The following is a 25683-nucleotide window of genomic DNA, read 5'->3' on the forward strand; positions in this document are numbered from 1 at the left end:
AGGATTTTATGATATTGAGTAATAATTCACTGAAATATATAGGGGCGATTGCCCTGCTGCTTGCAGCAGCAGCCTGCACCAAGTTTGTAGACGTGCCGTTGCCGATCAACCAGATTCCCAATGCCGCTGCATTTGCTGATGACGGCAAAGCCCAGTCGTCTATGCGTGGTATTTACGCCGCCACACAAAACGGCTTTGGCAACGGGCCATTTAGCGGAGGCCTTACTACTTTGCTGGGACTGAGTTCCGACGAGTTTACCAAGGCTACTTACTCTGCGGACGAGCAGCTGTTTTTCGATAACAACCTGTCTGCGAGTACTGGGCCAGTAAGTAGCGCAATATGGGCGCCGATGTATGCTTCGCTTTATATGATCAACAACCTGTATGAGAATGTAGAGAAGTCTAAGGGCGTAAGTGCAAAAATTAAGGATGAATTGATGGGCGAGGCAAAATTCCTGCGCGCATTGCATAACTTTTACCTGGTGAACCTGTACGATTCCCTGCCCCTTGCAGTATCGTCCAACTATCAGGTGAACGCACTGTTGCCACGCACTGCACCGGAAAAGGCATGGGAGCTGATCAACAGTGACCTCACCTTCGCGATCGAAAAGATGAATACAGCTTACACAGAAAGAGGATATCGTTATCGTGCCAACAGGTATGCAGCTTATGCACTGATGGCGAGAACGCAGCTATATCAGCAAAACTGGATTAAGGCCGAAGAAAATGCCAGCAACGTTATCAATGCCGGTCCTTACAGGCTTGAAAACCTTGACAGCACCTTCAACATCCGCTCGCGCGAGGCGATTTTGCAACTGGCAAATGCTGGTACTAACCTCTATGCCCTCGAAGCTGGGAAAACAACTGGTGGTGGAGCCGTTGCGACTTACCGGTTAAGCTCTTACACTAAAGATGCATTCGAACCCAACGATCTGCGTTGGACGAAATGGGTAAAGATCGGCACCGACGGTTTTGCCGGCCATGGCAAATACAAGGTATTTTCAAATACAAATCCATTACTCACCGCCGAAGCCACCAACATCCTCCGCCTCGGCGAACAATACCTCATCCGCGCCGAAGCCCGTGCCATGCAGGATAACCTGACAGGTGCCATCGCTGATGTAGACAGTATCCGCGCCCGCGCGGGATTGCCGCTGATCAGCAATACCAACCCCGGTATCTCTAAAGAAAACCTGTTACTGGCTATCGAAAAGGAACGCCAGACGGAGTTGTTCGGAGAACTGGGACACCGTTGGCTGGACGTGAAAAGGAGGGGACTGGCAGATGTGATCTTCGGTGCCCGCAAACCTAAATGGAGAAAAGAAGCAGCTCTCTTTCCCATTCCATTTTACGACAGGCAAAACAATCCTTATTTGGGACAAAATCCAGGTTACGAATAAAACAGATATTCATGAAAAGCATATTGACAATCATATTCGGTGTTAGCTCAATCGCAGCCTCCGCACAATCAGGCAAATACACGCTCAAAGGTTATATAAAAGAACACCAGCAGGCAGACACGGTATACATGTTCTACTACGCCAGCGGCGAACAGATCAACGATTCAGTACCCTCGGTTAATGGCCGCTTCGTATTCAAAGGCACCCTGCAACAACCTACGCAGGTGGTGCTGATGTACCGCGCCAAATCACGTAAGGAACGTAACGACGCCCGGCAGTTTTACCTGGAACCGGGCAATATGACTTTGGAGGCGAAAGATTCTATCCGTCACGCGGTACTGAAAGGGTCTGCATCGCATACCGATAATGAGTTGCTTAGCGGGCTTACCAAGCCGGCCACGGAGCGGTTCGTAGCATTGAAGATGGCGGCTGTTAAAACCACGGTCGAAGAAAGGGAACTGCCGGCATTCAAAGCGCTCGAAAAGCACTATTACGCGCTGATAGATACCATCCGGGGACTTAAAAGGGATTTCGTGAAGCAGCATCCGAAATCGTTTATATCGCTGGAAACGGTGGAGAACCTGGGTGGCATGGTCATTAATTATGCGGAGCTGAACCCGTTGTACGAAAGCCTGGATGCTTCGCTGAAGTTAACGCCGCTGGGCAAAGAAATGGCGAAGAAACTGGCCATTGCTAAGGTAACTGGTGTGGGCGTGCAACTGGCTGATTTTACCTCGCAGGATACGTCCCGCAATGACCTGAAGCTGTACGATGTAGTGAAAACTGGAAAGATAACGCTGATCGACTTCTGGGCCAGTTGGTGCGGGCCTTGCCGGGCGGAGAACCCGAACGTGGTAAAGGCATTCAATGCCTTCCACGACAAAGGTTTCAACATCCTCAGCGTATCCCTCGACGATAAACTGGCTCCCTGGAAGAACGCGATCATAAAGGACGGTATGCCCTGGTACCATGTGAGCGGTTTGCAGAAGTGGAACGAGCCTGCCGCCAAATTGTACGGTATCGAAGGGGTGCCGGATAACTTCCTGGTAGATGAAGACGGCAAGGTAATTGCAAGAGGACTAAGAGGAGCCGCGCTTTATAAGAAGCTGGAATCCATATTGAACAAGTAATCGTTTTTTCGATATACTACCTCATTAGTGAGATAGCACGAGGCCCGGTGTTTACCGGGCCTCTTCAATTTATCTGCTTCTTATTTCTTCAAACTTATTCTCATAGTCCTCACGGATGGTGCCGAACCATCTGTCCCACCAAAGGAAGTAAAGCCCATAATTGCCTTTAAAATACTGGTGGTGTTGATTGTGGTTGGTAGATGTATTGATCCATTTGCCAAACCAGTGACGGCTGAACCATTTTGGATATAACTCCCAGCCTAAATGCCCGTAAACATTATACACCATCTGTACCAGGAAAAAAGCAGTAAGATGGGGAAGACTTAACGGCATGATTACCAGCAAAATGGGTAGTATGGCTATTTCTACCAGTGCTTCCATTGGCTGAAACGCAAATGCCGCCCAGGGCGATGGATTGGTGGATTTATGGTGTACGACGTGAAAAGACTTGAATAGTTTCGGATGATGCATTAGCCTGTGCATCCAGTAGAAATAGGCGTCATGTACCAAAAACATGACTGGAAAGGCCAGTATGAACCAGGTAAGGCCGTATTCGCCTATCTCTTTATACCTTAAGGTGTATACTTTTAAGGGGGATGAGAGGCAGATGAGCGCCACCGTGGCAAATATGCAAATGGTAAGGGTGGAGTAGGCCGCCTCGCGGAGGTAGTCTTTCGTAGCGGGGAAGCGCAACTGTATTTTCCATTTACTGATGCGTTTGCGCAGCAGCAGGTAACAGATAATAAAGGCAATTCCAGCCAGCAAATAATAGCGGGAGGCTACAATGAACAGGAACTCAGGGATTTTCTCGTACCACAGCATCTTAATGGGTTTTATTTGTATTAAGGCAAGCGACACACGGCTTAGGGTGAAACGAACTTAAGGAAATATCCTGCAACGGAATGTTAAAGTGTGCCCCAATTGTTTGAATTTTGCAATTTTTGCTTTGGCTTACATAAGCGGCATAGGGTAACAGATCCCTACCTTTGTACTGCATTCGGGCTTAAACACCTGATTTTTAGTAAATTTGTATAGTATGGAGAAACGTAAACAATTGTCGGCCCCGGAAACCCTGGAGCAGTTTTACCAGCACAAGTTTTACGAGCTGCCGGCTAACCTGGCGCAGGACGGCAACCATTTTAACGTGTTCCGCCTGGAAGATGTGCTTAAATGCACCAGTGAACCCTCGCCTTACAGTCGCCGTGACTATTACAAAATAACCCTGATCAGGGGCACCAACCGCTACCACTACGCCGATAAAACCCTGGAAGTAGCTGGCACCGCGCTCGCCTTTTTCAGCTCTCACGTTCCCTACACCTGGGAAAACGTGGCGGGCGACCCTACAGGTTACTTCTGCGTATTTAAAGAAGGTTTCTTCGTTGAAAATATGAGAAGCAACATCCGCGACCTCCCGATGTTCGCGCCTGGCGGAAAACCATTTTATATGCTGAACGCCGAACAGGAAAAAAATGTGGAAGCGATATTCGAAAAGATGCTCACGGAAATGCAGTCGGACTACACCTATAAGTTCGACCTTATCCGCAACTATATTACGGAGATGGTACACAACGCGCTGAAAATGGAACCTTCCGGCATGTTGTACCAGCACCCCGATGCGAACTCGCGTATTACCGCCGTATTCACCGAACTGCTCGACCGGCAGTTTCCCATCGAATCGCCCGACCAGCAATTCACGATGCGTTCTGCCAAGGATTATGCAGATAAGATGGCCGTACACGTAAACCACCTCAACCGCGCCATTAAACTCACCACCGGTAAAACTACTACGGAACACATTGCCGAACGTATCGCCAACGAAGCGAAAGCTTTATTGAAACATACGAACTGGAACGTGTCGGAAATCGGTTATGCGCTGGGGTTTGAGGAGCCTTCGCATTTTAATAACTTCTTTAAGAAACAGGTGGCGGTAACACCGTTGGCGTTCAGGACGGCGTAGTTGTGCTATTTGAAAGGTAAGTGTTCCTAAAGACATCCTGTTGCGCCGTGTTCGCGTTAGTCAGCTAGGTACGCGCTACTGCTGATAGAGCCGGCATCTCCCTTATCGTCATTGCTTCGTTTCTCGCAATGACGATCGGTGTTAAGCGTCGCCCGAATATTTTTACACATACAGGAGGAGCTAATCCCCTCTCTATTTCCTCTCCACCACTATCTCTTTAATCGTATGGTCGCCCGCATCGGCCTGCACGCGTAAAACATGACGGCCTTTACTTAACTGCACCGCCCCCGCAACAGGCTTGCCATCTACCCACACACTAATGCCTTCAGCGGCAGAAGGGGTGAAGGTGTATTTGCCTTTCTGATCGATCTGTAACGTGTATTGCAGCCACTCGCCGGCTTCGAAGTTGGTAACCATGTACGTGTCGCCCTCTTTGCGGATGTCGACGCCGTCGTTGCGGTAAGTGCGCCCGCGGTTACCGCCCTGCAGTTGCGGGTTGGAGATGCGGTAGTTGGCGGTGTCTTTGTCGTAGTACGCGGCACCGTTAGGGCCGAGGTCGTAGTTGACGGCGGCAATGATTGTTTTACCTTTGATGATGTTGGGTTGATAAGGAATTGCGTTGGGCTGAAAGGGCTGGCGGATCATCGCATCCACCACGTCGCGGTGCAGGATGTTGTTTTCGAGTCTGCTGTCGGCGGCCAACTGCATCATACCCTGGTAAGCATCTTCGGCAGAAGGTTGTGGGCCTTTACCTGCCCAGAAATCGAGTATCTGCTGATAGTTTTTGTTCATCGGAATTTCGAGCGGATTGTTGTTGCCCAGTTTTTTCAACGGCCACCACGACCAGCCAATGTTGTTGCGCTCCAGCAAACGAATGCATTCAGTGAACCATACGTTCGAATTCTCGCCGGTTTCACCAAGCCATACCGGAACGTTGTATTCGTCGCGGGTTTTGATGATGTGGGCGATAGATGCCTGGTCGTTATAGTTCCAGTATTTATGGTAGCTGAGTACCATGTTTTTATCCCATGGTGGCAGGATGCCATTATAATTGTTGCCCCAGCCGTTGCCTTCGATAATGATGATGTGCCGCTGGTCTACTTCGCGGATGGCGGCGGTAATTTCCTGCATCAGGGCTTTGAGCGGCGCGTTCTTCTTTTCCTTTAAACCATTTTTATCGGCCGGATCTTCAAAGCCCCAGTTAGGTTCGTTGAGAATGTCGTAAGCGCCTATCCAAGGTTCGTTTTTGTAACGGTCGGCCAGTTTGCGCCAAAGCGCGATTGTTTTTTCCTGTTGCGCGCGGCTGTCCCACAGGGAAGGGTGCGCGGGATTGCGGTCGGATATATTGAGATCGTTTCCCTGCCCACCGGGTGCCGCATGCAAATCGAGTATCAGGTACATTTCATTGGCCTTACACCATGCCAGCAGGCTGTCGGTCATATCGAAACCTTTGTTCAGCCAGGTATGCTGCCCCGCCACTGGTTCCTGCTCAATGGGTAAGGTGTATAGATTGTAATGTATGGGCAGCCTGATGGAGTTAAAGCCCCATGCCTTCAGCGAATCTACATCCGTCCGGCGGGTATGGTTGGCCAGCCAGGCATCGTAGAAGGCCTGTGTTTTTTCAGCGCCCGCCAGTGTGGTAAGCCGTTCGCGGACCTTATACTGTTGCCCTTCGCCGTTCACGCGTAACATGTACCCTTCCTGCAGCATCCAGCCACCGAGGCCCATACCGCGTAATAGGATGTTTTCATTCTTTTCGTTCACGATCTTAGTGCCCGATGTTTTCAGGAAGCCCTGGGCATAAGCGTTGTTTACCAGTAACTGGGCCAGTAGCAGGCCGGGGAGCAATTTTTTTAGCATAACGTGATTTGGAACTTTAAAATAGCTAATACTTTTTTAATACCACAGCTAACATTTTGTCAACTGTCAAATAAAATGAAGAAAGGCGCTAAGAATTTCTATTGATCTTGCTTTATACTCTTGAACTTGAAGGAGAGAAAAGAAAAACCAAAAGCTAATGACCGAAATCTTTTACCCAATAATATCTGATCTTATTTCCTAGTAATTAAATCAACCATTATGATCAAAATTTTACACAGGTTATCCTTGTGTGCGGGATTGTTATGCCTTTATGTACCCGTATTTTCCCAGGTAAATGTAACCAACGACGGAGGAGTTATTTCATCGCCTAACGTTAACGGTTACAAGTACGAGAACTTTCCCAAACTGATAGATAATTATCCCACGTCTAAATATCTGTTTGAGTCGGGCTCTTTCACCGTTACTTACAAAACTGCGCACCCTTCGCTGGTAACGCAATACGCGGTAACCAGTGCTTATGATGAGCCTAACCGCGACCCTATGAACTGGGTGCTGCAGGGCAGTAAAGACGGCGTGAACTGGGTGATGCTGGATGGCAAATACCAACAGTTTTTTTCATCCCGCACCGAGCGTAAAGTGTTTACCATTGCTACGCCGGATACGTTTTCCCACTACCAGCTGATTGCTTTCGCTACCATTGTAGGCCGTTATATTCAGTTGGCCGAATGGGAATTGCTGGCACCTGTAACGGTGGCCGCGCCTGCCAGTCCTGTAGCAACTATGCTAGCCGGTCAGCGTGTAAAAGTTGGCTGGGCCGATAAAAGCAGCGATGAAATGGGCTTCGCGATAGATCGCAGTTCCGACGGACAAAACTACAGCGTGGCAGCCATTGTACCGCCCAATACTAAATTATGGATAGATAGTAACCTGGCCGCCAACCAGCAATACACTTACCGCATAAGGGCGCTCAGCCCGATAGGTGCTTCCAAAGCTACAGCTACAGTGCTGATCCGTACGGACAACGGGCCTTCTTACACTGATATTACGGAGTACAAAGAAGGGCAGTTAACCTCGCAATGGGATTATGCCGGTGAAAATGGTTTGCCAAAAGCCATTGATAACTCGCCCAACACTTTCCTAAACATCTACGGCTATACCGGTTTCCTGCAGCATTACCTGCCCGGCGGCGCTGTACTGAAACAGTATGCGATTACGGCCATGACGCACAGTGCAGGCAACGATCCTAAAAGCTGGACCTTCGAAGGTTCGAACGACGGCAGCAACTGGACGGAGTTAAACAGGCAGACCGACCAGTTGTTTTCGCGCGGCCAGCGCAGGGTGTACGCATTTACAAATAGCACCAGTTACAAGTATCACCGCCTGAGCATTACCGAAAACGCCGGATGGTGGGGTACTTACATTGCCGAATTCGAACTGCTGGGTAAGGGCAGGGGGACTATAGCGAAAGATAAGCCGGTAGCGCCACAAGGCTTCTACGTAAACAACGCATCACCTTACCAGGTAATTTTAAACTGGACAGACGTAGCCGACAATGAAACCGGTTATCGCCTGGAGCGCTCGAAAGACAGTTTGCGCTGGAATACGGTGAATGATCTGAACCCGGGCAGTACGCAGTTTTACTCCCGCAACCTGGAGCCTAACACAACCTACTTTTACAGGTTGAGCAGCTATAATAATTATGGTCGCTCGCCCTACCTCTATGCAACGGCCAGCACACCTGCTGCGGGCGCGGAACTGCATATACAGGAAGACTGGGACGTACATACACAGGCCATCACCCGCGTACACGACAATAAAGATGTGGCGATCTATTTTGATAAGGATGTACCGTACGGCACCAACTGGATGTTCAGCGAGTTTACCACCGCCTGGAAATACATCAAAAAGAACTACGGTACATTCGCCGACCCTAAGTTATACGTGGTGTTGCACGAGGATAAATACGGCGGCGGTCACCCTGCTACTGTATTCGACTACGGCCACCATTACCGCAATATGATCGACTTAGGCGGCGGCTGGACCAACCGTAACGACTGGAACATTGGTGCGCCTGTTCACGAGATAGGCCACATTGTGGAAGGTAGCGCAAAAGACGTCAAAGAATCGCCTGCATTCGGTATTTGGGGCGATAGCAAATGGTGCGAGATATTTAACTATGATGTGTACAAAAGAGTGGGATGGAAAAAGGATGCAGACGACGTGTACCAGCAAATGCAAACCAACGCAGATGTTTATCCAAGGCCAGGCACTTACTGGTTCCGCGACTGGTTTTACCCGCTGTACACCAATGGCGACAGCAGTGTAACGCTGAACCGTTATTTCGAACTGCTGCGCGATTACTTCCCGCAACATAATGGTCATTATACCCGCGAAATGAACATGGGTGAATTCATCCACTTCTGGAGCGGAGCAGCCGGCTACAACCTGAAAGCCCAGGCAGATACCGCCTTTGGCTGGAACGAAGAATACCAGTTGCAGTTTAACCAGGCACGTATCGACTTCCCGTTCACTTACCCTGAACAATGCCGTCCCAAACCACAGCCGCCTAAAAACTGGGACGATGTGAAGGAATACCTGACCGCATTATGGCCTAACCCTGCATCGGGTACCATTTATTTTAATGGTCCGGATGAAAGTAAATTATATACCGTAGATGTATACACCTTAGCTGGCGTGAAGGTACTTACCACAAAAGCTTCAGGTAAAAACGCACCGCTCAACATTTCGGCGCTCAACACAGGGATATACCTGTTCGCCGTAAGTGATAAAGGCAGTGTGGTGTTTACGAGAAAGATACTAGTAACGAAACAATCATCTGTTATCAAGTACTAGTCACTTTAATTCTTAAGTTAACAACAGGCCCTGGCAGTTTTGCCGGGGCTTTTTGATGTTATTTAAATTTCGTTAACAATCTGTTTAATTTCTGTTGACAGGTTGGTGTAAAAAGGAACGTTATTTTCAGGCAATGCCTATATGACAATGTGAGCGAAGCTGCATTAATTTGAATTTCCACCCCGGGAGCGAAATATAGAACCATTTGTTTTAACCAAAATCAACACTCACATGAAAAGACGACTACAGGTGTCTTGCATGGCCGCATGCTTATTACTCGCATGGGCCAACGTTTCTGCACAAACAGATATTACCGACCTGCCCGGCGGCACTTATTGGGCAGACAGTTCCTATGATTATGGTGACGGTGAAAATTATCCGAAGTTGTTTGACAATAATCCTAATACTAAGTATTATGTTGATGCGGCTACTATCAACGTATATTTTTACGCCCAGTATGCCTTTGCTATTACCCGTTACGCCCTTACCTCCGCTAACGACGCATCCACCCGCGACCCTCGTGCATGGACGCTGGAAGGCTCTGCGGATGGCAGTACATGGGTAGCGCTTAACAGCCGGTCTAACCAGGATTTTGCCACGCGTTTTCAGCGCAGGGAATTTACCGTGACGGGTGCGGCAAAGTATAAGAACTTTCGCCTGCGTATTACCCAGAACCATGGTGCCGGCGATCTTCAGTTCGCCGAACTGGAGCTGATTTCCGACAACCATCCCGCAGGTACGCCCACGAACCTGGCCACGGCATTGCAAACCAATAACAAGGTAAACCTTACCTGGACCGACAATGCCAATAATGAAACTGCGATGTTAGTGGAACGAAGTGTGGACGGATCGAAGTACCTGCTTATTAAAAGTCTGGCCGCCAATACCCAGAGTTTCCCCGATTCGGGACTGGCCGCAAACAAGCAATATGTTTATCGCATAAGGGCCGAGAATGCAAGCGGTGTGTCAAATCCATCCACACCGGCTATTATCAGGACAGCCGCTATCACTACACAAACCGACATCACCGATTTTACCAATGGAGTGATGAGCGATTATTACAACAAAAACGATAACGAAGGCCGTGCCATGGTGGTAGATAATAATCCGCATACCAAGTACTATAACGGTGCAGCCTATTGCTGGTTGAGATACTACCTCTCCGGTGGCGCCATCGTTAAAGCCTATGCCCTCACCTCCGCTAATGACGAACCAGGCCGCGATCCTAAAAACTGGCAGATACAGGGTTCCAACAACGGCACCAACTGGACGGTGTTAGACACCAAAACAAACCAGGCGTTCGCCAACAGGAAGGAGCGGAGGTTGTATGCGATGCCGTACAATACCACTACCTATACCTACTATCGCATAGAAGTAACAGCCACCCTGGATAATTCCGGGTTCCAGATCGCTGAATGGGAATTATTTGGCACCGGTACCGGTACTTCAAACAACGGTGCGCCCGTTGCGCCCACAGGCATATCATCTTTTGCTACATCCGGGTATCAAAACATCATTAGCTGGACGGATGCTGCGAAAAACGAAACAGGTTACCGGATAGAGATGTCGACAGATAGTGTAACCTGGGCTTATCAGAAAGACCTGCCCGCCAACGACAATACCTTCTATTCCCGTGGCCTTACCCCGTTTACAAAGTATTACTACCGTGTAAGGGCCACCAATGCTGCAGGTAACTCGGCCTGGGTATTTACCACCCGCACCACCACCACCGGCGAGGCACCGCTCACCTGGACCGAACATTGGGGTGATCATAACGAAAACCTGAGCCGCGTGTATTACGATCAGCATATAGCCGTTTATTACGATCCGGCAGTAAGTACCTCCATCAACTGGATGTTCAGCAATTTCACGGCGGCCTGGCAGTATGTGAAGCAAAACTATGGTAGCTTTTCCGACCCGCGGCTGTACATGATTTTCCATAGTGTAAACAAACCACATTTAAGCGGAGGGCATGCAGTATCGCCCTATAATGCCGACCATGATTACAGGAATGCCGTAGACCTTAGCGGTGGCTGGGCTACACGCAGCACCTGGAATGTTGGTGCTACCACGCATGAAATAGGTCATATCGTGGAGGGGGCTTCCAAAAACGTAAATCACTCGCCTACATTCGGTCTTTGGGGCGATAGCAAGTGGTGTGAGATATTTAACTATGATATCTACAAAAGAATGGGCTGGACGCAGGATGCCAACGATTTGTATACGGAAATGCAAACCCAGTACGATAACTTTCCGCGCGCCAATACGCAATGGTTCAAAAACTGGTTTTATCCCATTTACACACGTGCCGATTCCAGCGCGGCCCTTAACCGCTATTTTACGTTGTTATCGCAATACTTTCCGCAGTACAACGGCGGGTATGCGCGTGGGTTGAATATGGGAGAGATGGTACACTTCTGGAGCGGGGCAGCGCAGTACAGCCTGCGCAACCAGGCCGACACGGCTTTTGGCTGGAATGAGCAATATGAGCTGGAGTTTCAGCAGGCTAAACTCGACTTCCCGTTCACCTATCCTGATCAACTGTTGTTGAGCCAGCAGCTGGCCGTAAACCCGGTTGTTAAATCGCCCCTGAATGCACTATGGCCCAATCCGGCTGCAGGTGTCATTTACCTGAATGGCCCCGATCCGGCAAAGTTGTATACCGTGGAGGCATTTTCAATGGCGGGAGTGAGGGTGTTAACTACACGAGCTTCGGGCAGCAATGCACCGCTTAATATTGCGGGGTTCAGTACAGGTGTATATGTGTTTGTGGTGAGCGATAACCAGGGAGTAGTGTTTACAAAGAAAATAGTGATCAATAAATAGTGCATGTCAGCCCCGGTGAGTGCCGGGGCTGATCTTTATAACATTTCGTAGAAAACCCTGCCATAATTGCCCCTAAAATGAACTTATGATTAATAAATATCAAACGGCATATTTCTTGCGTATTAATGCGTAAAATGCATAAAATAAGTTTTAAAAATGGAGCAGATGATAGGTGACCATAACCAGAAGATACCGTTCGATTTCAAACCAGAAGATATAGTACCTGCCGTTAGAAGTTTTGAACCCGTATTATACCGCCAGGGCAGCCTTTATTATTGCCTGCTGGGCGCAGACGCAGAAAATGGGATATTAGGTTTCGGAAAAACGCCGAAGCTGGCGATTGCCGATTGGGAGCATAAGTTGTGGAGTATTATGAGAAGTTAATTCTTTGCAGGGCAGGCATACCGTAAATATTGCGGCCTGCCGCTTTTACCCCCAGTGATTTCCACTATTTTTTTACATAAGGCCAGTCCAACGCCCGTACCGGCGTACTGGTCTTTGCTGTTTCAGGCACTTAAATATCAGCGCCCATCTGACTGTGCCTAAAAGAAATATTCCAGCTTTTTAACCAGTTGAGGCAAACTGGCCTGCTTCTCTATATAATGTCCGGCACCCAACTTCAACGTTTCCTGTTTATCCTTTGGGTCAGATGAGGTAGAATAAATGATAACAGGTACATCGTCCAGCCGGCTGATTTGCCTGATGGCCTGCAAACACTGCCTGCCGTCCATAAGGGGCATATTGAGGTCGAGGAAGATGTAGTTGGGTAACTCCGGCGCCTGCTTCAGCGTTTCGATGGCAGTTCTGCCATTGTCGAACACCTGGCAACCGATATTATCGTCGATTTGCTTAAGGGCAAGTATGAATATTTCCTGGTCGTCAGTGTCATCATCAATAAGTAGACAAGTAAAGTGTTGGGCCATGCAGTTATCCGGTTTTTCCTGGTTCGTATAGATCTGGTTCCGGCAATGAATATAGCGAAAAAAGCCAGAAGAAGAGCATGGGGGAGGCGAATAGATGTGTTTGGCTCACATTCCCAATATGAACTCTGTTTTTTGTCCCTCCGCGCCATTCACGATGATGGCCAACTGATGTATGCCAGGGTAAAATCGCCGTGTCGTGATGATTTTAAAAGGTTGTTTTCGTTTGATAACAGCAGTTTCACCTGCGCCAAATTCCCGTTCGCTGATCTTAAACACCTTTTTAGAGTACTGGTTTTTGCCCATGCGATAATACACCGCGTACTCCAACCGCACCTTTTGTTTGGCCGTATGTTCATTTTTTACCGAGAAGCTGAACTCCAGGCTGTTCCCCACTATCACCTCAGGCGTAACGATGGCAAAGTCCTTCACGCTCAGCGTGCTGCTGTCGAGCTGGTAATGACTGAGGATCGATGCATTTCCCCGCTTCAGGAGCGTACGGCAGCCATGTTTGATAATAGCGTCCGTTTCGGCGCTAATGCCCTTCCAGCGGCTGGCTACATCCAGTACGATGTCTGCGTTGTACTTTGATATATCGTTGAGGTTGTTCGCCACACTTTTGCGTACCCAGGGGTGCGGATCATTCTTAAGATTTTCGAGGATGGGCAACACCTGTTCAGGGTGTTGTTTTAATGCCGGTACCGCCATGGCCCAGGGGAGTGCCGGTCGCGCGCCTTCAGAGGCGAAACGCCGTACGTGGAAGCTCTTATGTTTCGACCACTTCTCCATCTGTTTTACCATCTTCTCCCCATATTTTATCAGAAAGGGCCTCACCGCAAATTCGCAGCTAATGAACTGCGTTACTTCCTCCAGTGCTTTCACCGATTTGCTGTAGTCGTCAAGTCCATAACATTCGATATAGTCTGGCAGGAACATGAATACCAAACCATGTTCGGCGAAATCATGTGCCCTTAGAACTTTTATAAGCGAGGATATTTGCGTCAATGCTTCCGGGTAATCCTGCGATAGAAAATCGTGCAGCACTACCGTGGTATGCCGCATCCGGGCTTTCAACTCCATAGCCTCCAGCGCAGGTACATCTACCTGTTTTAAGAATTTCTTTTTATCAAAGCCAGGGATGGCTTCTGCGAGGCAGGTGGAGAGTTGTTTGTAGAAGGTGGTGTTGTATAGGTCTTTGAGTAGTGCCATGGCGGGAAGATAGTAATTATCTTAATTAAGGGGGGCGGGGTGCTTATATTTATTCAAACGCTTTTATACCTCTGCTGAATAATAGTTTGTTGGAAGCGAAAAATCCTCCACATGCGTCTAACTTCTCACATTTTTCACATTCCCTGAGATAAATATTCTTCCAGTCGGAAATTGATTTTCTGGAAAACTGCCAGAGACTCTTAGGTGTTGTGCACAATTGCGCGTTGTACAACGATACGTTCATGCCAAAGTCTGATAAATAATGAATTGCATCTTCCAGCTCATCAGCGTAGTCTATTGGGTCTATCCACAGTTTATCAATGTTGTGCGGCGTATATCCTTGGTTTTCAAGTGCCATAAACGTTACATGTTCGGCAAATGGTAAGTTTTTATATATAAAACGGGATAGTTTTTTCAGTCTGGGTATTGTCTGTTGGTGGAGGACGATCCGTAGTTCTATTCGTACATTGTTTGCCGCGAGGTGATGTAAGCCTAAAACCGTCTGTTGAAACGCACCTTTAGCTTGAACGACATAATCATGCAAATCTGCATAGTCTGCGTAGATAGGGATGCCCAGCATTAATTTGTTGTAAGATAAGTCACCCAACCTGTCCGACAGGTTTTTCCATGCGAATGACCTTCCATTTGTCAGGCAGTGTATTTCTGTGTCGGGTAGGTTAACTTGCAATAATTCTAATAATGCAAAGAAACGTTCCCCTAGCAAAGTAGGCTCGCCGCCCGTTATTCCTAATTCTGAGCAGCTTTTAGGGATTAAGGGAATTGCTTCTTTGTACAAATTATAGAAATAAGTGGTGTCATCCCTGTCTTTCGGCGGTTGAGAACACATAAGGCAGTTGCTGTTACAACGTTCCGTAAATAGTAGAAAATTGTGTCTGGATTCGCATCTGTAAATTGTATTAATTACTCCATCCGTATTCAAAACAATTACGTCGCCATCATTTAGATAATTTAGGTCAGGAATGGCATAAATGCCGTTGGGGCCATAAGGGGGCACGCCAGTAGTGGAAAGGGTAAAACAGTCTTCGATTAATTGCTCGCCTGGAAAGGTATTGATCATTATTGAGCCAGGATCAAGCGTGCTTTTATTTACGACCCCTACAATCGGGCGATTTATGCCAAATGGGATTCCTTTGGTTTTAAGTTCCATAATTTAACTCTTACCAGTTAACCAGTTTCTAAATATCTTTTGAATTCTTTTATCCTCATTCATAAGCACGAAAAGGTGTCGTATTATTTCCATGTTCTTATGACAAAAAGAGCTGCTTGGCCGATGGCCATTCATGTCACCTTGAGTTGTGTAGTTAAATACCGGATCAGCTCCACAGTATGGTTGAAATGCGCAATCGGAGCATCCAGGAAGAGACTCATTGAGGAAACATTCAGCGATGCTTTGCGATTTATCTCCGTAAAATATTTCTTCATAAGTTTCAACTCCTAATGTTCCAAGTTGAAAGGTGTGGTCCTTCATCTCAGCAAGCATTCTTGCTTCGTCGGAGGCGTATATTTTTCCATCATAATTAAAGACAATCACACTGTTTATAAGTCCTGCCGGTGACTGTAAATCAACATAGCCCGTAGGGAATGGGGTTAGTATTTTTTTTAGTATGATGCAGGCGTAGTCTTCTCTTATGAAGTATCCATTAAGATTATGATTGATTATGACATCTAAAGCTTTCTTGTAAAATTCTATAAAGAGGGTCGTGTTGTAGTGATTTTTCTCAGCAGCTTTTGTGGCGAATCCGTACGGACTGATAGGTCTTAAGAAGATGTTCCGGAATTCCAGCTTTACATATTCATTTACGATTTCTTCCGGGTGTTGAAGGGATAGATTTGTTGTTGTTAGCAGCGCTGAAACATTTTCTTCTCCTAAAACCTCTCTACATTTAAAAATTCCCTCTACAGCCAATTGATAGCTGTTAGCACGCGGTTTATGCCTGTTTTTATTATGTATAAATTCAGGTCCATCTAAAGAAGAAGATATTAGTATGTTGTGTTCTTTGCAGTATGATAGAATATCATCTGTTAGCGGCGCAAGATTTGTGCAGATGACGAAGCTGATTGATTTGTTTTTTCTGCCAGCTTCAGTCGTAGCCTTTTCTACCCCATATTTTATGTTATCAAAAGCCAGTAGTGCTTCTCCTCCCTGGAACTCCATTGTGAGGTTAGGAGATGGTGATCGCATCATTATTTCTATCCCTAAATCTATATTTTCCCGGCTCATGTCAAACATCTCTTTGTCTGAAGTGACGCGGGATACCTGGCAATAGTGGCAAGTGTGTTCGCAGCGTAAACTAATGACAAAGATGTGAAGCGAAGTAAAGTTGTCAAGAAAGGATTTTTTTGTTCTGTACCGGGTTGAAATTACATCTACTAATTCTGGAATAGCTTTTTCAGAGATGAAAAAGTTAGCTATTAAGTCTGCATATAATTCTGACTGTCGATCCTTGCAAATGGCCTTTGTAACTATTTTTTGAACAGTTCCCGATGGAATGATCAGAAAGTCACCAATGTCATTGACAATTATCTCCGAATCGCTGGTTAACTGTAGGAATCTGAACGGAAGAAGAAAGTAGGCTGATGGATCACTATTGCTGAAAGTATCTTTGCTCGTGAATTTTCTTTTCCCTTTGATGGCAGCTGGGGTGTTTGTCATGTTAAATTGCTTTAGGATCAAAGCCGACAGGATCCGAAACCGGGTTTTCCGGTTCGTTTAAGAGGTCGTAATGTAAAAATGCCTTGGCTACTATCAGGTCGCGGATATTACAGGTTTCAATTTTGATTATATACCTTAGCTGATTGTCAATCAAATCTTTGTTTATTTTCGTCATCACATTGTTCCAGTCGGTAATTTCATTGTGAGTTGGCTTTATCTGGACAGTAAAACATAATTCGCTTGGTTTTCTTAGGTCTATTTGGTAAGACCCACTGAGCCAGTAGAGCGTCTTCAAAACTGTTTCTTCATTGTAAATTTGCGCGTCAATTTGGAAACTCAGTATATGGTTATCAATTATATAATTCATTTAGCTTTGTTTTTTATCGCGGTAAGCGTCTTTTGGTCGGTTATTCCATTGGGGTTAAGTTCATTTTCATTTTGAAATTTTGTTATGGCTTTTTGAGTTTGAGGCCCATAGTAGCCAGTTATTACAATGTCCTTATTTAAAATCTGTAGTAACCGTTGCAACTCTTCTACGTCCGTGCCTTCGCATCCACTTTTTAATACTCGTTCACCTAAACTCAAAGTTGATGAATCAGTTTGGGAATAATTGGAGGTAGATTTACCCGCAGAAGATTTAGCCGGTGTATATAGTGGAGAAATACCACTTCTTGAAGATCTCGCAGGACTTGTCGAGGTCTTTTTTGAAGAGCTGCCTGATGAAGAACCGCTTGTTGACGAGCCGCTTGATGAAGAACTGGTAGATGGTGTATATGCCGGCGCCGGAGGGGTATAGCTCGACTTGCTGGGACTATAAGATGATGAATAGTGAGAACTATGGGAACTGTGGGACGAATGCGACCGATGAGAGCTGTGTGACCTGTGCATTATAACCAGGCTGTTTTCTGGGTTCGATGTGTTTAGCTTGAGAACAAGTTTCGGTTTTAAAACATTTCTGTGGTAGTCTGCTGAATTGTCTGGATGAGGTTCTAAAAGTGTCGGCAGCGGCTTTGCTTCGCCTTTGCTGCTAGCCAGGGTACTCAGGGCTGCTGCTATAATGGCCAGGCTCTTTTTGGCGAGCGCCTGAAAACCAAATTTTTCTTTGCTCATGGAGGAAGTTAATTAGGGATTATTGATTATAATTATTCGTGGAATTACTAATCAACAATTTAAAGTTGTTAATAAACTAATTTGGTTAAACATTTGTTAACGAAGGAGGTGCATTGTGCCTGTATTTTTTTGCCAAACAATCCAAATCCCCTAAATTTATTTCCCCAGCCCGTCTATTTAAATCGTCTAAGCGTTTAAAACACCATACCCAAAACCAGTAAAACGCTTATGAAATTCCGCTTGCCTAACGGCGCGCAAGATGACTTTTACACCTCCAGTCAATTATCGGGGGGCGAGCCCGCTATCCCACATGCAGAGGTGTTTGTTTTAGCCAGTAATTCCGGTCGTACAAGCCTCCAGGAGAGGCAGGGCGACTCGCATGCTATCCGGCTTAAGAACTCCCAAATGAAGATGCCGGGCACAGTACCGTTGCATACGGAGCATCCCACCATTGCATTTTGTTATGTGATGAAAGGTCACGCTACCTGGCAGCTGAATGGGGTCGGTGATACCGTGTTCCGGGAAGGTTATTATCATCTTTATTACCTGCCACGCGGGGAGTACAGTTTGTCTATTCATAAGGGCAACTGTACGATCCTGATGATTGAGCTGCATGTCGATTTCCTGAAACGCGCGGCGTTGAAATATGCCGAATTACGCGAGGTGTGCGAGAGGGTAGCCGCGGGATCTGAATTGGGTATACAGCAGATCAGGGGACGCATGACCACCGATGTAAAGGCCGTGCTTAAAAAGATGATACAATGTGACTTTCACGAGCCGGAATGGAGTACTTATTTTACGAGCCGGCTAAATGACCTGTTGCTGATATATATGCGGTTATTTACAGTCGAACGGGCTGCTTTACCCAAATCTTATACGGAAGAAGATATCAAAAACCTGGATGCGTTGGCGGAAATGGAGCATGACGAACAGCCAAACGAAGAGCAACTATCCCGGTTGTTTGCCATGAACAAGCGCAAACTGCGCGATGGATTTAAGCTACGGAACAAGAAAGGCAGGCGCGAATTGAATGTTGAAAAGAAGATAAAAGAAGCCTGCCGGATGTTGCGCGAAACTACCTTCAAGGTCTGTAAAATAGCATATATGCTTGGGTATAAAAGCCTGCCTTCTTTTGGTAAAATATTTAGAAAGATAACAGGCAAATCCCCGGGTAAGTTCAGGAAATAGCTGAAAAGATAAAGGTCGGGCGCCCCTAAAGAGGCACCCGCCTTCACCGACGGGTTAGAGTAGGAATTCTCTTTCCGTTTCATTGCCCGGAAGGTCCGTGGCTTTCACCAGTACCTTCCCGCCTGTCGGGCTATGCCCGCCCTGTTTGACGAGGTACTGCCAGTCAGCCTGGCCGTTTTCCTGTGTAGCGACACCTTCTTCTAACAGGTCGCCGGCAGCATTGTAAATGCTCACTTTTACCGACTGTACCCTGAAGTCGTCCACAATACTGAACAGCAGCCTGCTGCCTGCTTCACCTGAGTAATCCATAGTCTTTACCGCGAGGATTCTCGGGGCATGAAATGCATCGCTCATGGCTAAGTTGTAAGCGTTCTTTTTGGCGCTTGCCTTTGCCTGGTAAACTTCCTTTTGTAACGGATCGTCAATAGCGGCTTTTGCATACCTGGCGGCGAGCAGGAAGTTGTCGTTCGCCTTTTGCTGCTTTTCCGATTTTTTGCCTTTCTTTTTCTTCGGCATCTGGCAAAGGACGCCGTCGCGGAGTACGAATTGATTACCGAATTTTCCGCTCATGCCATACGTGATGGCGTTTGTTCTTGAATTTGACATTGTGTAAAATTTAAATGATTAAGAAATAATGATTACCCCACAAAGATAGGTTGGGGTACAGGCGGAATCTGTTCCTGAACGGAGTAAAAACTGTTCCCGAACGGAGGATTTTTTGGAGGTCGATATTACCTGGAAGGAGGATGAAAGGTACCTGGAACTAACCTGGATATAGAAACGATATAGCGAGGATATACAAACGATATAGAAACGATATAGCGGGGATATACAACTCGTCCTCTTTTAACTTTAATCCCCATGATTCCCAACGGTTTATTCCCCCATCTTCCTTCCAAACCTTTAGTTTTCTCTTTTTTTACCTACATTTACGACTATGATCATTCGTAGCAACAAAAACATGGAGGCCTACCTCCAGCAACTGAATTACGACTTCCGCACTGCAGCTTACGTGCTGCCGGAAGCGTTAGAAAATGTGCTCAATGACGGGTTAATCCAGCAGGATAACACCATCCTGCTTGCGGCCATCAATAAGGGTAGAAATGTGCCTTCATTTGCCGACGACCAGGAAAGGATGGATTTTGAATACTCGAGGAACAGGTTCGATACGGACCTGCCAGAGGAAGACGATGAGCTGGAATACCTGAAATGGACCCTCGAATTTGCCCACCGGCTGGCCAATAAAGTCCATGAAGAGTTTCCCGGTAAAACTTTTAAGGTGCTCGCCTTTTTCAATGAAACCAACTTTGAGAGCGAGCATATGGCGCAGTTCGCCTCTTCCCGCGTCCATTTTTACGAGGTGAAACAGGCCGATGGAGATAACGATCTTGAAGGGTATGAAGGGGAAGCTGCGCTGGAGATAGAAGTGCAATAAGATAATTCTACATAAAAAAGCAAAGCCCCGTCATACGACGGGGCTTTGTTATGCCTGCTGGTAATTAGCTTTCACGATCATCTCAATCTGGTGCCAGTTGATCTGCTCATCTGCCCGGTAGTCATACACCATATTGCGGGCAAATTTGCGGGTGGGAGGGAACACCACCAGTTGTATGTAATCGGCGTAAGTATTGACCAGGCCCATATGCCGGCCGCGGGCTTTAAATAAGTGTACATCGCCTCTTTTCAGTTCTTTTACCTGTGGCTGCACCTGCTTCAGCAACTGCTGAAAGCGGGCTATGATCTCTTCATATATCGGTTTCCCGTTCTCCATGACATGACGTTTATACATAGGTCGCAAAAACGGTACTTTTTAACTATATATATCGGTTAAGGAATTATTAAGAAAACGTTAAGCCGCCTGCTGTCGCTTATTTCCCAATTTCCCCCTATCTTGCCAGCCTAAACACGCACCCGGATTATGATTATTGATACGTTACAGAACGCTCACTTATATTTTGGCCTTGGCGCTAAATTCGAAAAGGCTTTTCAATACCTGGCACAAACCGATTTTGCCACGGTGCAAAAGGGGAAATACGAGATAGAAGGGCAGGATATTTTCGCGATCGTGAACGAGTACGATACAGTAGATGCCACCACAGAACAGATGGAATCGCACAAAAAGTACATCGATGTGCAATACATCGTAAGCGGTGCAGAACTGATCGGGCACGACTTCCTGCTGCAGCAGGCTCCTTCGCAGGCTTATGATGCCGAAAAGGACTTTATGCTCTGGGGCGAAACACCGGCGTTCTTTTCAAAACTGGAGAAGGGTTACTTCGCCATCTTTTTTCCTACCGATCTGCATATGCCTAATATCAGGATCGCAGCGCCGGCGGCTGTTAAAAAGGTGGTGATTAAGATCAGTGTGAACTAGATGTCGCTGATCATAACACTGGAACTGGAGCCGGGGGCACAGTCCTTTTTTAATGCACTTCGCGAAAAACACTTCCCCGGACATGCTAATTACCTGGACGCGCACATTACACTTTTTCATAAGTTACCGGGTGATGAGCCGGCTGTGCATGAACACCTCGAACGTTTTGCTGTTCGCGGCCCTATGTTGCTGGAGGTAAGTGGTGTTAAAAACTTTGGCAAAGGGGTGGCCTATAACATCAATTCGCCAGAGCTGGATACCTTACACGTTGACATGCAACAGGCTTTCTGGCCCTGGCTTATCCGGCAGGACAGGCTCAGGCGCTGGCCGCACATCACCATCCAAAACAAGGTGACGGCTTTTAAGGCCAGCTGCCTGCACGAGGAACTGCTGAAAGATTTTACGCCTTTTTCCATTACTGCCACCGGCCTGCTGAGCTGGCAGTATCTTAAAGGTCCCTGGAAGGCGTTGGGGCGTTATCCGTTTACTACTAAATGATACCGAATATGAAGTATATATGGCTTTTCCTGATCTGCCTCTCTTTTAAACCAGCCGACAGACATCTGTTGTTCGACCAGTTGCAGCAACGTTTGCCAGGTAATCTTTGTGAGGATACCAGGATTTATGAGAATGATAAACGTACGAAAGGCCGTATAACCTTCCTCAACCGGGAGTTCCGTACCCAATACTTTGCCGCGGCTACGTCCGTAAGGTATTTCGAATGTGAAGACCGCCGCTTTCACCTGGGTATGATCAGCATGGAATTTAAGAACCAGCAGGACACAGAATATGCCCTGGCCGCTATTGCCAGCAGTGCCCGCACCAGTTTTCGTTTACCCACCCCCAACCGTTTTGCCCCCAAACGTTTAGGCAATGAACTGCTGATCCTGTACTCCGAAACCTTTACAGATGTACGTTTCCAGGACCTGGTGAATAAAAATTAAGAGAGGATTTATCGCTTAACAGGTTTGAACGGCATGATGGTGTCGAACTTCGACACGCCCCTGATAGAGATGTCGGCCATCATCGTGCTGTCTTTTTCATACACCATAAAAGTGTAAGTGTGATGATCGTTCCGGTTGGTTTTGATATGCCGGAAAGCCAGTTCAATACTGTCGTTGTAGATGAAACGCCAGTCGTTTTCGCCGTGTGAGTCGGGAATGTAGAACACCGAATCGCGGCGGAACTGCACTTTTTTAACGGTAGAATCGATCGTTTGCACTTCTATACGGAAGCGGCTGATCTTAATACCATGCCCCAGGGTGAGCTTAATTTTATTTGGTTCTGAACAGGAAGAAAGAGAAAGCAGTGCGGACAAAATAATAATGCCATTCTTTAAGCTCGTCATGAGGTAATCTTTGTTTTAGGTCAGGAATCTGTTGATCGGATGTTTTGTCCTCAGCTGCGCTAAAATATCAAAAAATAGGAGAAATCCCTGTTCGTTTCCAGGAACAGGGGGTAACGTTAGTTTGTATATGCTGTTGGTGTATACACCGCTAAAATGTAGGGTAGTCCTTCTTGCGTTTTTTGCTCCATTTGTACTGGTGCGTCCAATAAGCCATTTTCATGGAGAGATAACCGAAGCCCGCGCCGGCCAGCACATCGCTGATGTAGTGGCGGTTGTTGCAGATGCGCAGGGCACCTACGGTGCCTGCCAAACCGTAGGCGGCATAAGGCATCCATTTAAAACGGTGTTTATATTCTTCGCTCAGGAAGGTAGCGGCCGCAAAGGCATTGGCCGTATGCCCGGACGGCCATGAATTGTAAGTAGTTCCGTCGGGCCGTAACTGCCGGGTCACCCGTTTCAGGATGTTCACCGTGGCGTAGTTCAGCACGGCCCCCTTTGCCAGTATGAGGCTGCGTTCTACAACCGTGTTCCGCGATTTAATGCCAATAGCGTCCAGCCCGTAGGCGATCAACACGGGGGAGTACTGGAGGTAGTTGTCCATCTTGGTCTTAAAGCTCGTCATGTGCGTATTCCGCATCTCCTTCACCTCATTTTTGATACTCTCATCCCCATTCCCGTTTACCAGGATGCCGGAAATAATAAGTCCCGCAGGAACGATCAGTTGTTTGTGCGAATAACGAATGGGAGGAGGGAGGCGGAAAGTATCCGCCGGGATATAGTGTAATGCAGGCCTAGCCGGATTCACAGTGTCGGGAGTAGGCTGCGCATAGCTCAGGGTCGCGTGGCATAACAGCAGCACCAAAAAGCCAAATCTCATGTTGTAGGTTTCTACCTACATATTAAGCAAAAAATCCGGGAAATCCCGGACTTTTTATCATGTTAAGGTAAAATACGCTTACTGAAGCGACAAAACCCAGGCTTCAAACTCGTTTGGCAGTCCGGGAGGATTGCCTTTGCGCGTCCAGGTAATGGGCTCATCGTAGTATTCCAGTTCATGGATAATTACGGGTATATCGCGGCCGAACTTTTCCCTGATTACGCCTTCTTCGTGCAGGCGCAGCGACAGGGCCGTAGTAATGGCCATAAACGCTTCCTGTATCTTCATTCCCTTTTCAAACACCTCTTCGTATTCAGCCTCTTCTTCCTCATCCGAATAATAGAAAGGCAGCCCTTTTACCCAGGCGTCGAATACTGCATCTTCGTCGCCGCCAATGAGCATTTCTTCGTTCTGCAGCCAAAAGGCATAGTTCCATTTAGCTTCTTCGTGGTGAGAAGGGATCTCTCCGGGTGCGCTTAGTTTCCAGTTGCTTACCGTGTTATAGCCCACTGTGAGCACGGGCAGTCTCAAATCGTCGTCCACATTGCTTTTGTAGAAAGAAATGGCGTAAATATCGTCCGTATCTTCTTCCGGAAAGTTCAGCACTGCCTCCCTTAATTGGTTATATGTTTCCCTGATAAATTTTTCCGTCGTCATAGTACGAAGGTAGGGGATATTCAAATAAACACATAAATGTGCCGCTTCAAATTACCAGATCGTTGTTTTAAACAGGCATACTACCGTCTCAGCTTTTCCGCAGTTAAATTTGTTACCAAATGACTCCTTATCTACCCATGAAAAAAGTTAGCACACTACTGCTTTTAATGGCATCCGTTTTTTCATCCTGCGGATTTTATACCCGTAATCATCCCCCACCGCGTTATGGCGACGACAGGGTATACGTACCGCTGGGCCGCAAAAAGGAACGGAAATTAACCTTCCCGACCATCAGCTTTACCGCCGCTATGAAGGATTACCGGCTGTCGCATGGTGGATTTCCGCAAGAACTGACCATTTTAGAACATTACAACGAAAAAACCGCCCGGGCCTTCCGTGATATGAAGGAGGTGGGTTATACCACCATGCGTATCAGTTACCTGTACCTCGACTCGATGGAAGTAGATTTTATAAGGATACCCGGCTTCACCCAAAACGCAGGGCCTAATGCGATGGAGATGCGTATTACAGGAAAGTTCGTGTTTACGATGAAAGATTCGTCTATGTTTACGCGGACGGTGTTGGATTAAAGGTCGCCCTTTTGTGCCAGCCGCATGCGGTACGCATTGATGGCAGTGTCGCCCAGTTTGTTCACCAGCCGGTAGTTTACTACTACGCCCACCGCTGCCCCGATTACCGGCACCAACTGCGCCATTTTAGCCAGGTCTATATGGTCGCGGTATTCCTGTTGAAACTTAAGCCAGTCGAATGATTCACTGTCTTCAGGCAACTGTTTCACTTTATTGTTCCAGTCTTCTATCTGCTCATACACCCGCTGCCGGTGCTGCTGACTGCTAAAAGCCAGCTGAAAAATATGCAGGATGTACAGCCGTTCTTTATAATCCTTCACGTCAAACCCGTAGTAGGTAGCAATATCGAACAACAGTTTCAACTTCATGGTCAGCAGGATGGGGAAGTCGGCCAGCCCGAGTAAGAAACCGCCCGCTCCCGTAATACCGCCTTCAGCCGCCGCCGTGTTGCGGTACCATACAATTCGTTTGCGTACCGCATCTTCCACATCGAACAGCGAGGTAAAGTCCTGTTTGCCCGGAGATGTGTACGTGGAGCCAAACAGTACCCCCTTCACCATTTGTTTAATAGCAGCGGTAATACCGTCATGTACCTTTTGCGGTATCCATTGGTTCACTTTGTCTTGCAGGCCTTTAGTGGCCTTGCCGAACCAGGAGGGGCGTTTCTGCATATTATATTGCCAGAATTCCATTTCCAGCTTTGCTTGTTGTTCATATAACATAAGAAGGGCTGTGCGAATTAGGTGCCA

At 47.1% G+C, this 25683-nt stretch carries 26 protein-coding genes; 12 read left to right on the forward strand and 14 right to left on the reverse strand.

The genetic code is table 11. The features are described from left to right. Positions 1–8: 8 nt before the first annotated feature. Both QZT80_RS00050 and QZT80_RS00055 read left to right on the forward strand, forming a co-directional pair. The gene (locus tag QZT80_RS00050) at positions 9–1400 is read left to right on the forward strand and encodes a RagB/SusD family nutrient uptake outer membrane protein (RefSeq protein WP_295116347.1); all 1392 of its coding nucleotides are present in this window, start codon (positions 9–11) and stop codon (positions 1398–1400) included. Between the two features lie 11 nt (positions 1401–1411). After that, a complete protein-coding gene (locus QZT80_RS00055) occupies positions 1412–2530 on the forward strand; it encodes a TlpA disulfide reductase family protein (RefSeq protein ID WP_295116350.1) in 1119 nt (372 codons plus the stop codon). 69 nt (positions 2531–2599) lie between these two features. On the opposite strand, the gene QZT80_RS00060 is transcribed toward QZT80_RS00055, so the two are convergent. Further along, positions 2600–3352 (reverse strand): sterol desaturase family protein, encoded by a 753-nt coding sequence (locus QZT80_RS00060; RefSeq protein WP_295116353.1) that lies wholly within the window; start codon positions 3350–3352, stop codon positions 2600–2602. A gap of 214 nt (positions 3353–3566) precedes the next feature. Between QZT80_RS00060 and QZT80_RS00065 the strand changes: the two genes are divergently transcribed. Beyond that, entirely contained in the window at positions 3567–4487 is a 921-nt protein-coding gene (locus QZT80_RS00065; protein WP_295116357.1) for a helix-turn-helix transcriptional regulator, read from the forward strand. 192 nt (positions 4488–4679) lie between these two features. Here the strand turns inward: QZT80_RS00065 and QZT80_RS00070 are convergent, their stop codons facing one another. Further along, positions 4680–6347: a cellulase family glycosylhydrolase gene (locus QZT80_RS00070; RefSeq protein ID WP_295116360.1), complete on the reverse strand. Its 1668-nt coding sequence runs from the start codon at positions 6345–6347 to the stop codon at positions 4680–4682. A 219-nt stretch (positions 6348–6566) separates the two neighbouring features. On the opposite strand from QZT80_RS00070, the gene QZT80_RS00075 reads away from it, so the two are divergent. The 3 genes from QZT80_RS00075 to QZT80_RS00085 all read left to right on the forward strand — a co-directional run bounded on the left by QZT80_RS00075 (position 6567) and on the right by QZT80_RS00085 (position 12371). Further along, a complete protein-coding gene (locus QZT80_RS00075; RefSeq protein ID WP_295116363.1) occupies positions 6567–9161 on the forward strand; it encodes a fibronectin type III domain-containing protein in 2595 nt (864 codons plus the stop codon). A gap of 231 nt (positions 9162–9392) precedes the next feature. Further along, entirely contained in the window at positions 9393–11987 is a 2595-nt protein-coding gene (locus QZT80_RS00080; RefSeq protein ID WP_295116366.1) for a T9SS type A sorting domain-containing protein, read from the forward strand. Positions 11988–12143: 156 nt separating this feature from the next. Then, positions 12144–12371 (forward strand): hypothetical protein, encoded by a 228-nt coding sequence (locus QZT80_RS00085; RefSeq protein ID WP_295116369.1) that lies wholly within the window; start codon positions 12144–12146, stop codon positions 12369–12371. A 158-nt stretch (positions 12372–12529) separates the two neighbouring features. Here QZT80_RS00085 and QZT80_RS00090 read toward each other — a convergent pair whose 3' ends face one another. From QZT80_RS00090 to QZT80_RS00115, 6 genes are all read right to left on the reverse strand, one after another. Further along, on the reverse strand, positions 12530–12910 hold the full coding sequence (locus QZT80_RS00090; protein WP_295116371.1) for a response regulator: 381 nt from the start codon (positions 12908–12910) through the stop codon (positions 12530–12532). Between the two features lie 105 nt (positions 12911–13015). Further along, positions 13016–14116, reverse strand: coding sequence for a DNA alkylation repair protein (locus QZT80_RS00095; protein ID WP_295116374.1), 1101 nt, complete (start codon positions 14114–14116; stop codon positions 13016–13018). A 49-nt stretch (positions 14117–14165) separates the two neighbouring features. Next, positions 14166–15284 carry a His-Xaa-Ser system radical SAM maturase HxsC gene (hxsC, locus tag QZT80_RS00100; protein WP_295116376.1) on the reverse strand — a complete coding sequence of 373 codons (1119 nt, stop codon included), beginning with the start codon at positions 15282–15284 and terminating at the stop codon, positions 14166–14168. Between the two features lie 3 nt (positions 15285–15287). Next, complete coding sequence (gene hxsB / locus QZT80_RS00105; RefSeq protein ID WP_295116377.1) at positions 15288–16790, reverse strand: His-Xaa-Ser system radical SAM maturase HxsB; 1503 nt, start codon at positions 16788–16790, stop codon at positions 15288–15290. A gap of 1 nt (position 16791) precedes the next feature. Then, complete coding sequence (gene hxsD, locus QZT80_RS00110) at positions 16792–17157, reverse strand: His-Xaa-Ser system protein HxsD (protein ID WP_295116379.1); 366 nt, start codon at positions 17155–17157, stop codon at positions 16792–16794. Then, positions 17154–17900 carry a peptidoglycan-binding domain-containing protein gene (locus QZT80_RS00115; RefSeq protein WP_295116380.1) on the reverse strand — a complete coding sequence of 249 codons (747 nt, stop codon included), beginning with the start codon at positions 17898–17900 and terminating at the stop codon, positions 17154–17156. Before QZT80_RS00115 ends, hxsD begins: the two co-directional genes overlap by 4 nt. A gap of 228 nt (positions 17901–18128) precedes the next feature. Between QZT80_RS00115 and QZT80_RS00120 the strand changes: the two genes are divergently transcribed. Next, the gene (locus tag QZT80_RS00120) at positions 18129–19088 is read left to right on the forward strand and encodes an AraC family transcriptional regulator (RefSeq protein ID WP_295116382.1); all 960 of its coding nucleotides are present in this window, start codon (positions 18129–18131) and stop codon (positions 19086–19088) included. Positions 19089–19142: 54 nt separating this feature from the next. On the opposite strand, the gene QZT80_RS00125 is transcribed toward QZT80_RS00120, so the two are convergent. Continuing rightward, complete coding sequence (locus tag QZT80_RS00125) at positions 19143–19694, reverse strand: hypothetical protein (protein WP_295116384.1); 552 nt, start codon at positions 19692–19694, stop codon at positions 19143–19145. 331 nt (positions 19695–20025) lie between these two features. On the opposite strand from QZT80_RS00125, the gene QZT80_RS00130 reads away from it, so the two are divergent. Then, entirely contained in the window at positions 20026–20523 is a 498-nt protein-coding gene (locus QZT80_RS00130) for a hypothetical protein (RefSeq protein WP_295116386.1), read from the forward strand. Between the two features lie 48 nt (positions 20524–20571). Here QZT80_RS00130 and QZT80_RS00135 read toward each other — a convergent pair whose 3' ends face one another. Then, positions 20572–20859: a hypothetical protein gene (locus QZT80_RS00135; RefSeq protein WP_295116389.1), complete on the reverse strand. Its 288-nt coding sequence runs from the start codon at positions 20857–20859 to the stop codon at positions 20572–20574. 147 nt (positions 20860–21006) lie between these two features. Here QZT80_RS00135 and QZT80_RS00140 point away from each other — a divergent pair, with 147 nt between their 5' ends. The 3 genes from QZT80_RS00140 to QZT80_RS00150 are packed head-to-tail and all read left to right on the forward strand — an operon-like array spanning position 21007 to position 22406. Further along, positions 21007–21462: a YhcH/YjgK/YiaL family protein gene (locus tag QZT80_RS00140; protein WP_295116392.1), complete on the forward strand. Its 456-nt coding sequence runs from the start codon at positions 21007–21009 to the stop codon at positions 21460–21462. Further along, the gene (locus QZT80_RS00145) at positions 21463–21960 is read left to right on the forward strand and encodes a 2'-5' RNA ligase family protein (protein ID WP_295116395.1); all 498 of its coding nucleotides are present in this window, start codon (positions 21463–21465) and stop codon (positions 21958–21960) included. Positions 21961–21968: 8 nt separating this feature from the next. Beyond that, a complete protein-coding gene (locus tag QZT80_RS00150; protein WP_295116398.1) occupies positions 21969–22406 on the forward strand; it encodes a hypothetical protein in 438 nt (145 codons plus the stop codon). 8 nt (positions 22407–22414) lie between these two features. Here the strand turns inward: QZT80_RS00150 and QZT80_RS00155 are convergent, their stop codons facing one another. From QZT80_RS00155 to QZT80_RS00165, 3 genes are all read right to left on the reverse strand, one after another. Next, positions 22415–22810 carry a hypothetical protein gene (locus tag QZT80_RS00155; RefSeq protein ID WP_295116400.1) on the reverse strand — a complete coding sequence of 132 codons (396 nt, stop codon included), beginning with the start codon at positions 22808–22810 and terminating at the stop codon, positions 22415–22417. Positions 22811–22958: 148 nt separating this feature from the next. Continuing rightward, complete coding sequence (locus QZT80_RS00160) at positions 22959–23687, reverse strand: phosphatase PAP2 family protein (RefSeq protein ID WP_295116403.1); 729 nt, start codon at positions 23685–23687, stop codon at positions 22959–22961. Positions 23688–23765: 78 nt separating this feature from the next. Beyond that, positions 23766–24344 (reverse strand): hypothetical protein, encoded by a 579-nt coding sequence (locus QZT80_RS00165; RefSeq protein WP_295116406.1) that lies wholly within the window; start codon positions 24342–24344, stop codon positions 23766–23768. A 119-nt stretch (positions 24345–24463) separates the two neighbouring features. On the opposite strand from QZT80_RS00165, the gene QZT80_RS00170 reads away from it, so the two are divergent. After that, positions 24464–24934 (forward strand): hypothetical protein, encoded by a 471-nt coding sequence (locus QZT80_RS00170; RefSeq protein WP_295116408.1) that lies wholly within the window; start codon positions 24464–24466, stop codon positions 24932–24934. Here QZT80_RS00170 and QZT80_RS00175 read toward each other — a convergent pair. Next, the gene (locus QZT80_RS00175) at positions 24931–25656 is read right to left on the reverse strand and encodes an EcsC family protein (protein ID WP_295116411.1); all 726 of its coding nucleotides are present in this window, start codon (positions 25654–25656) and stop codon (positions 24931–24933) included. The two genes, QZT80_RS00170 and QZT80_RS00175, sit on opposite strands and share 4 nt — an antisense overlap. Positions 25657–25683 lie beyond the last annotated feature (27 nt).

The organism is uncultured Chitinophaga sp., from assembly GCF_902168175.1.
Taxonomy (GTDB): domain Bacteria; phylum Bacteroidota; class Bacteroidia; order Chitinophagales; family Chitinophagaceae; genus Chitinophaga.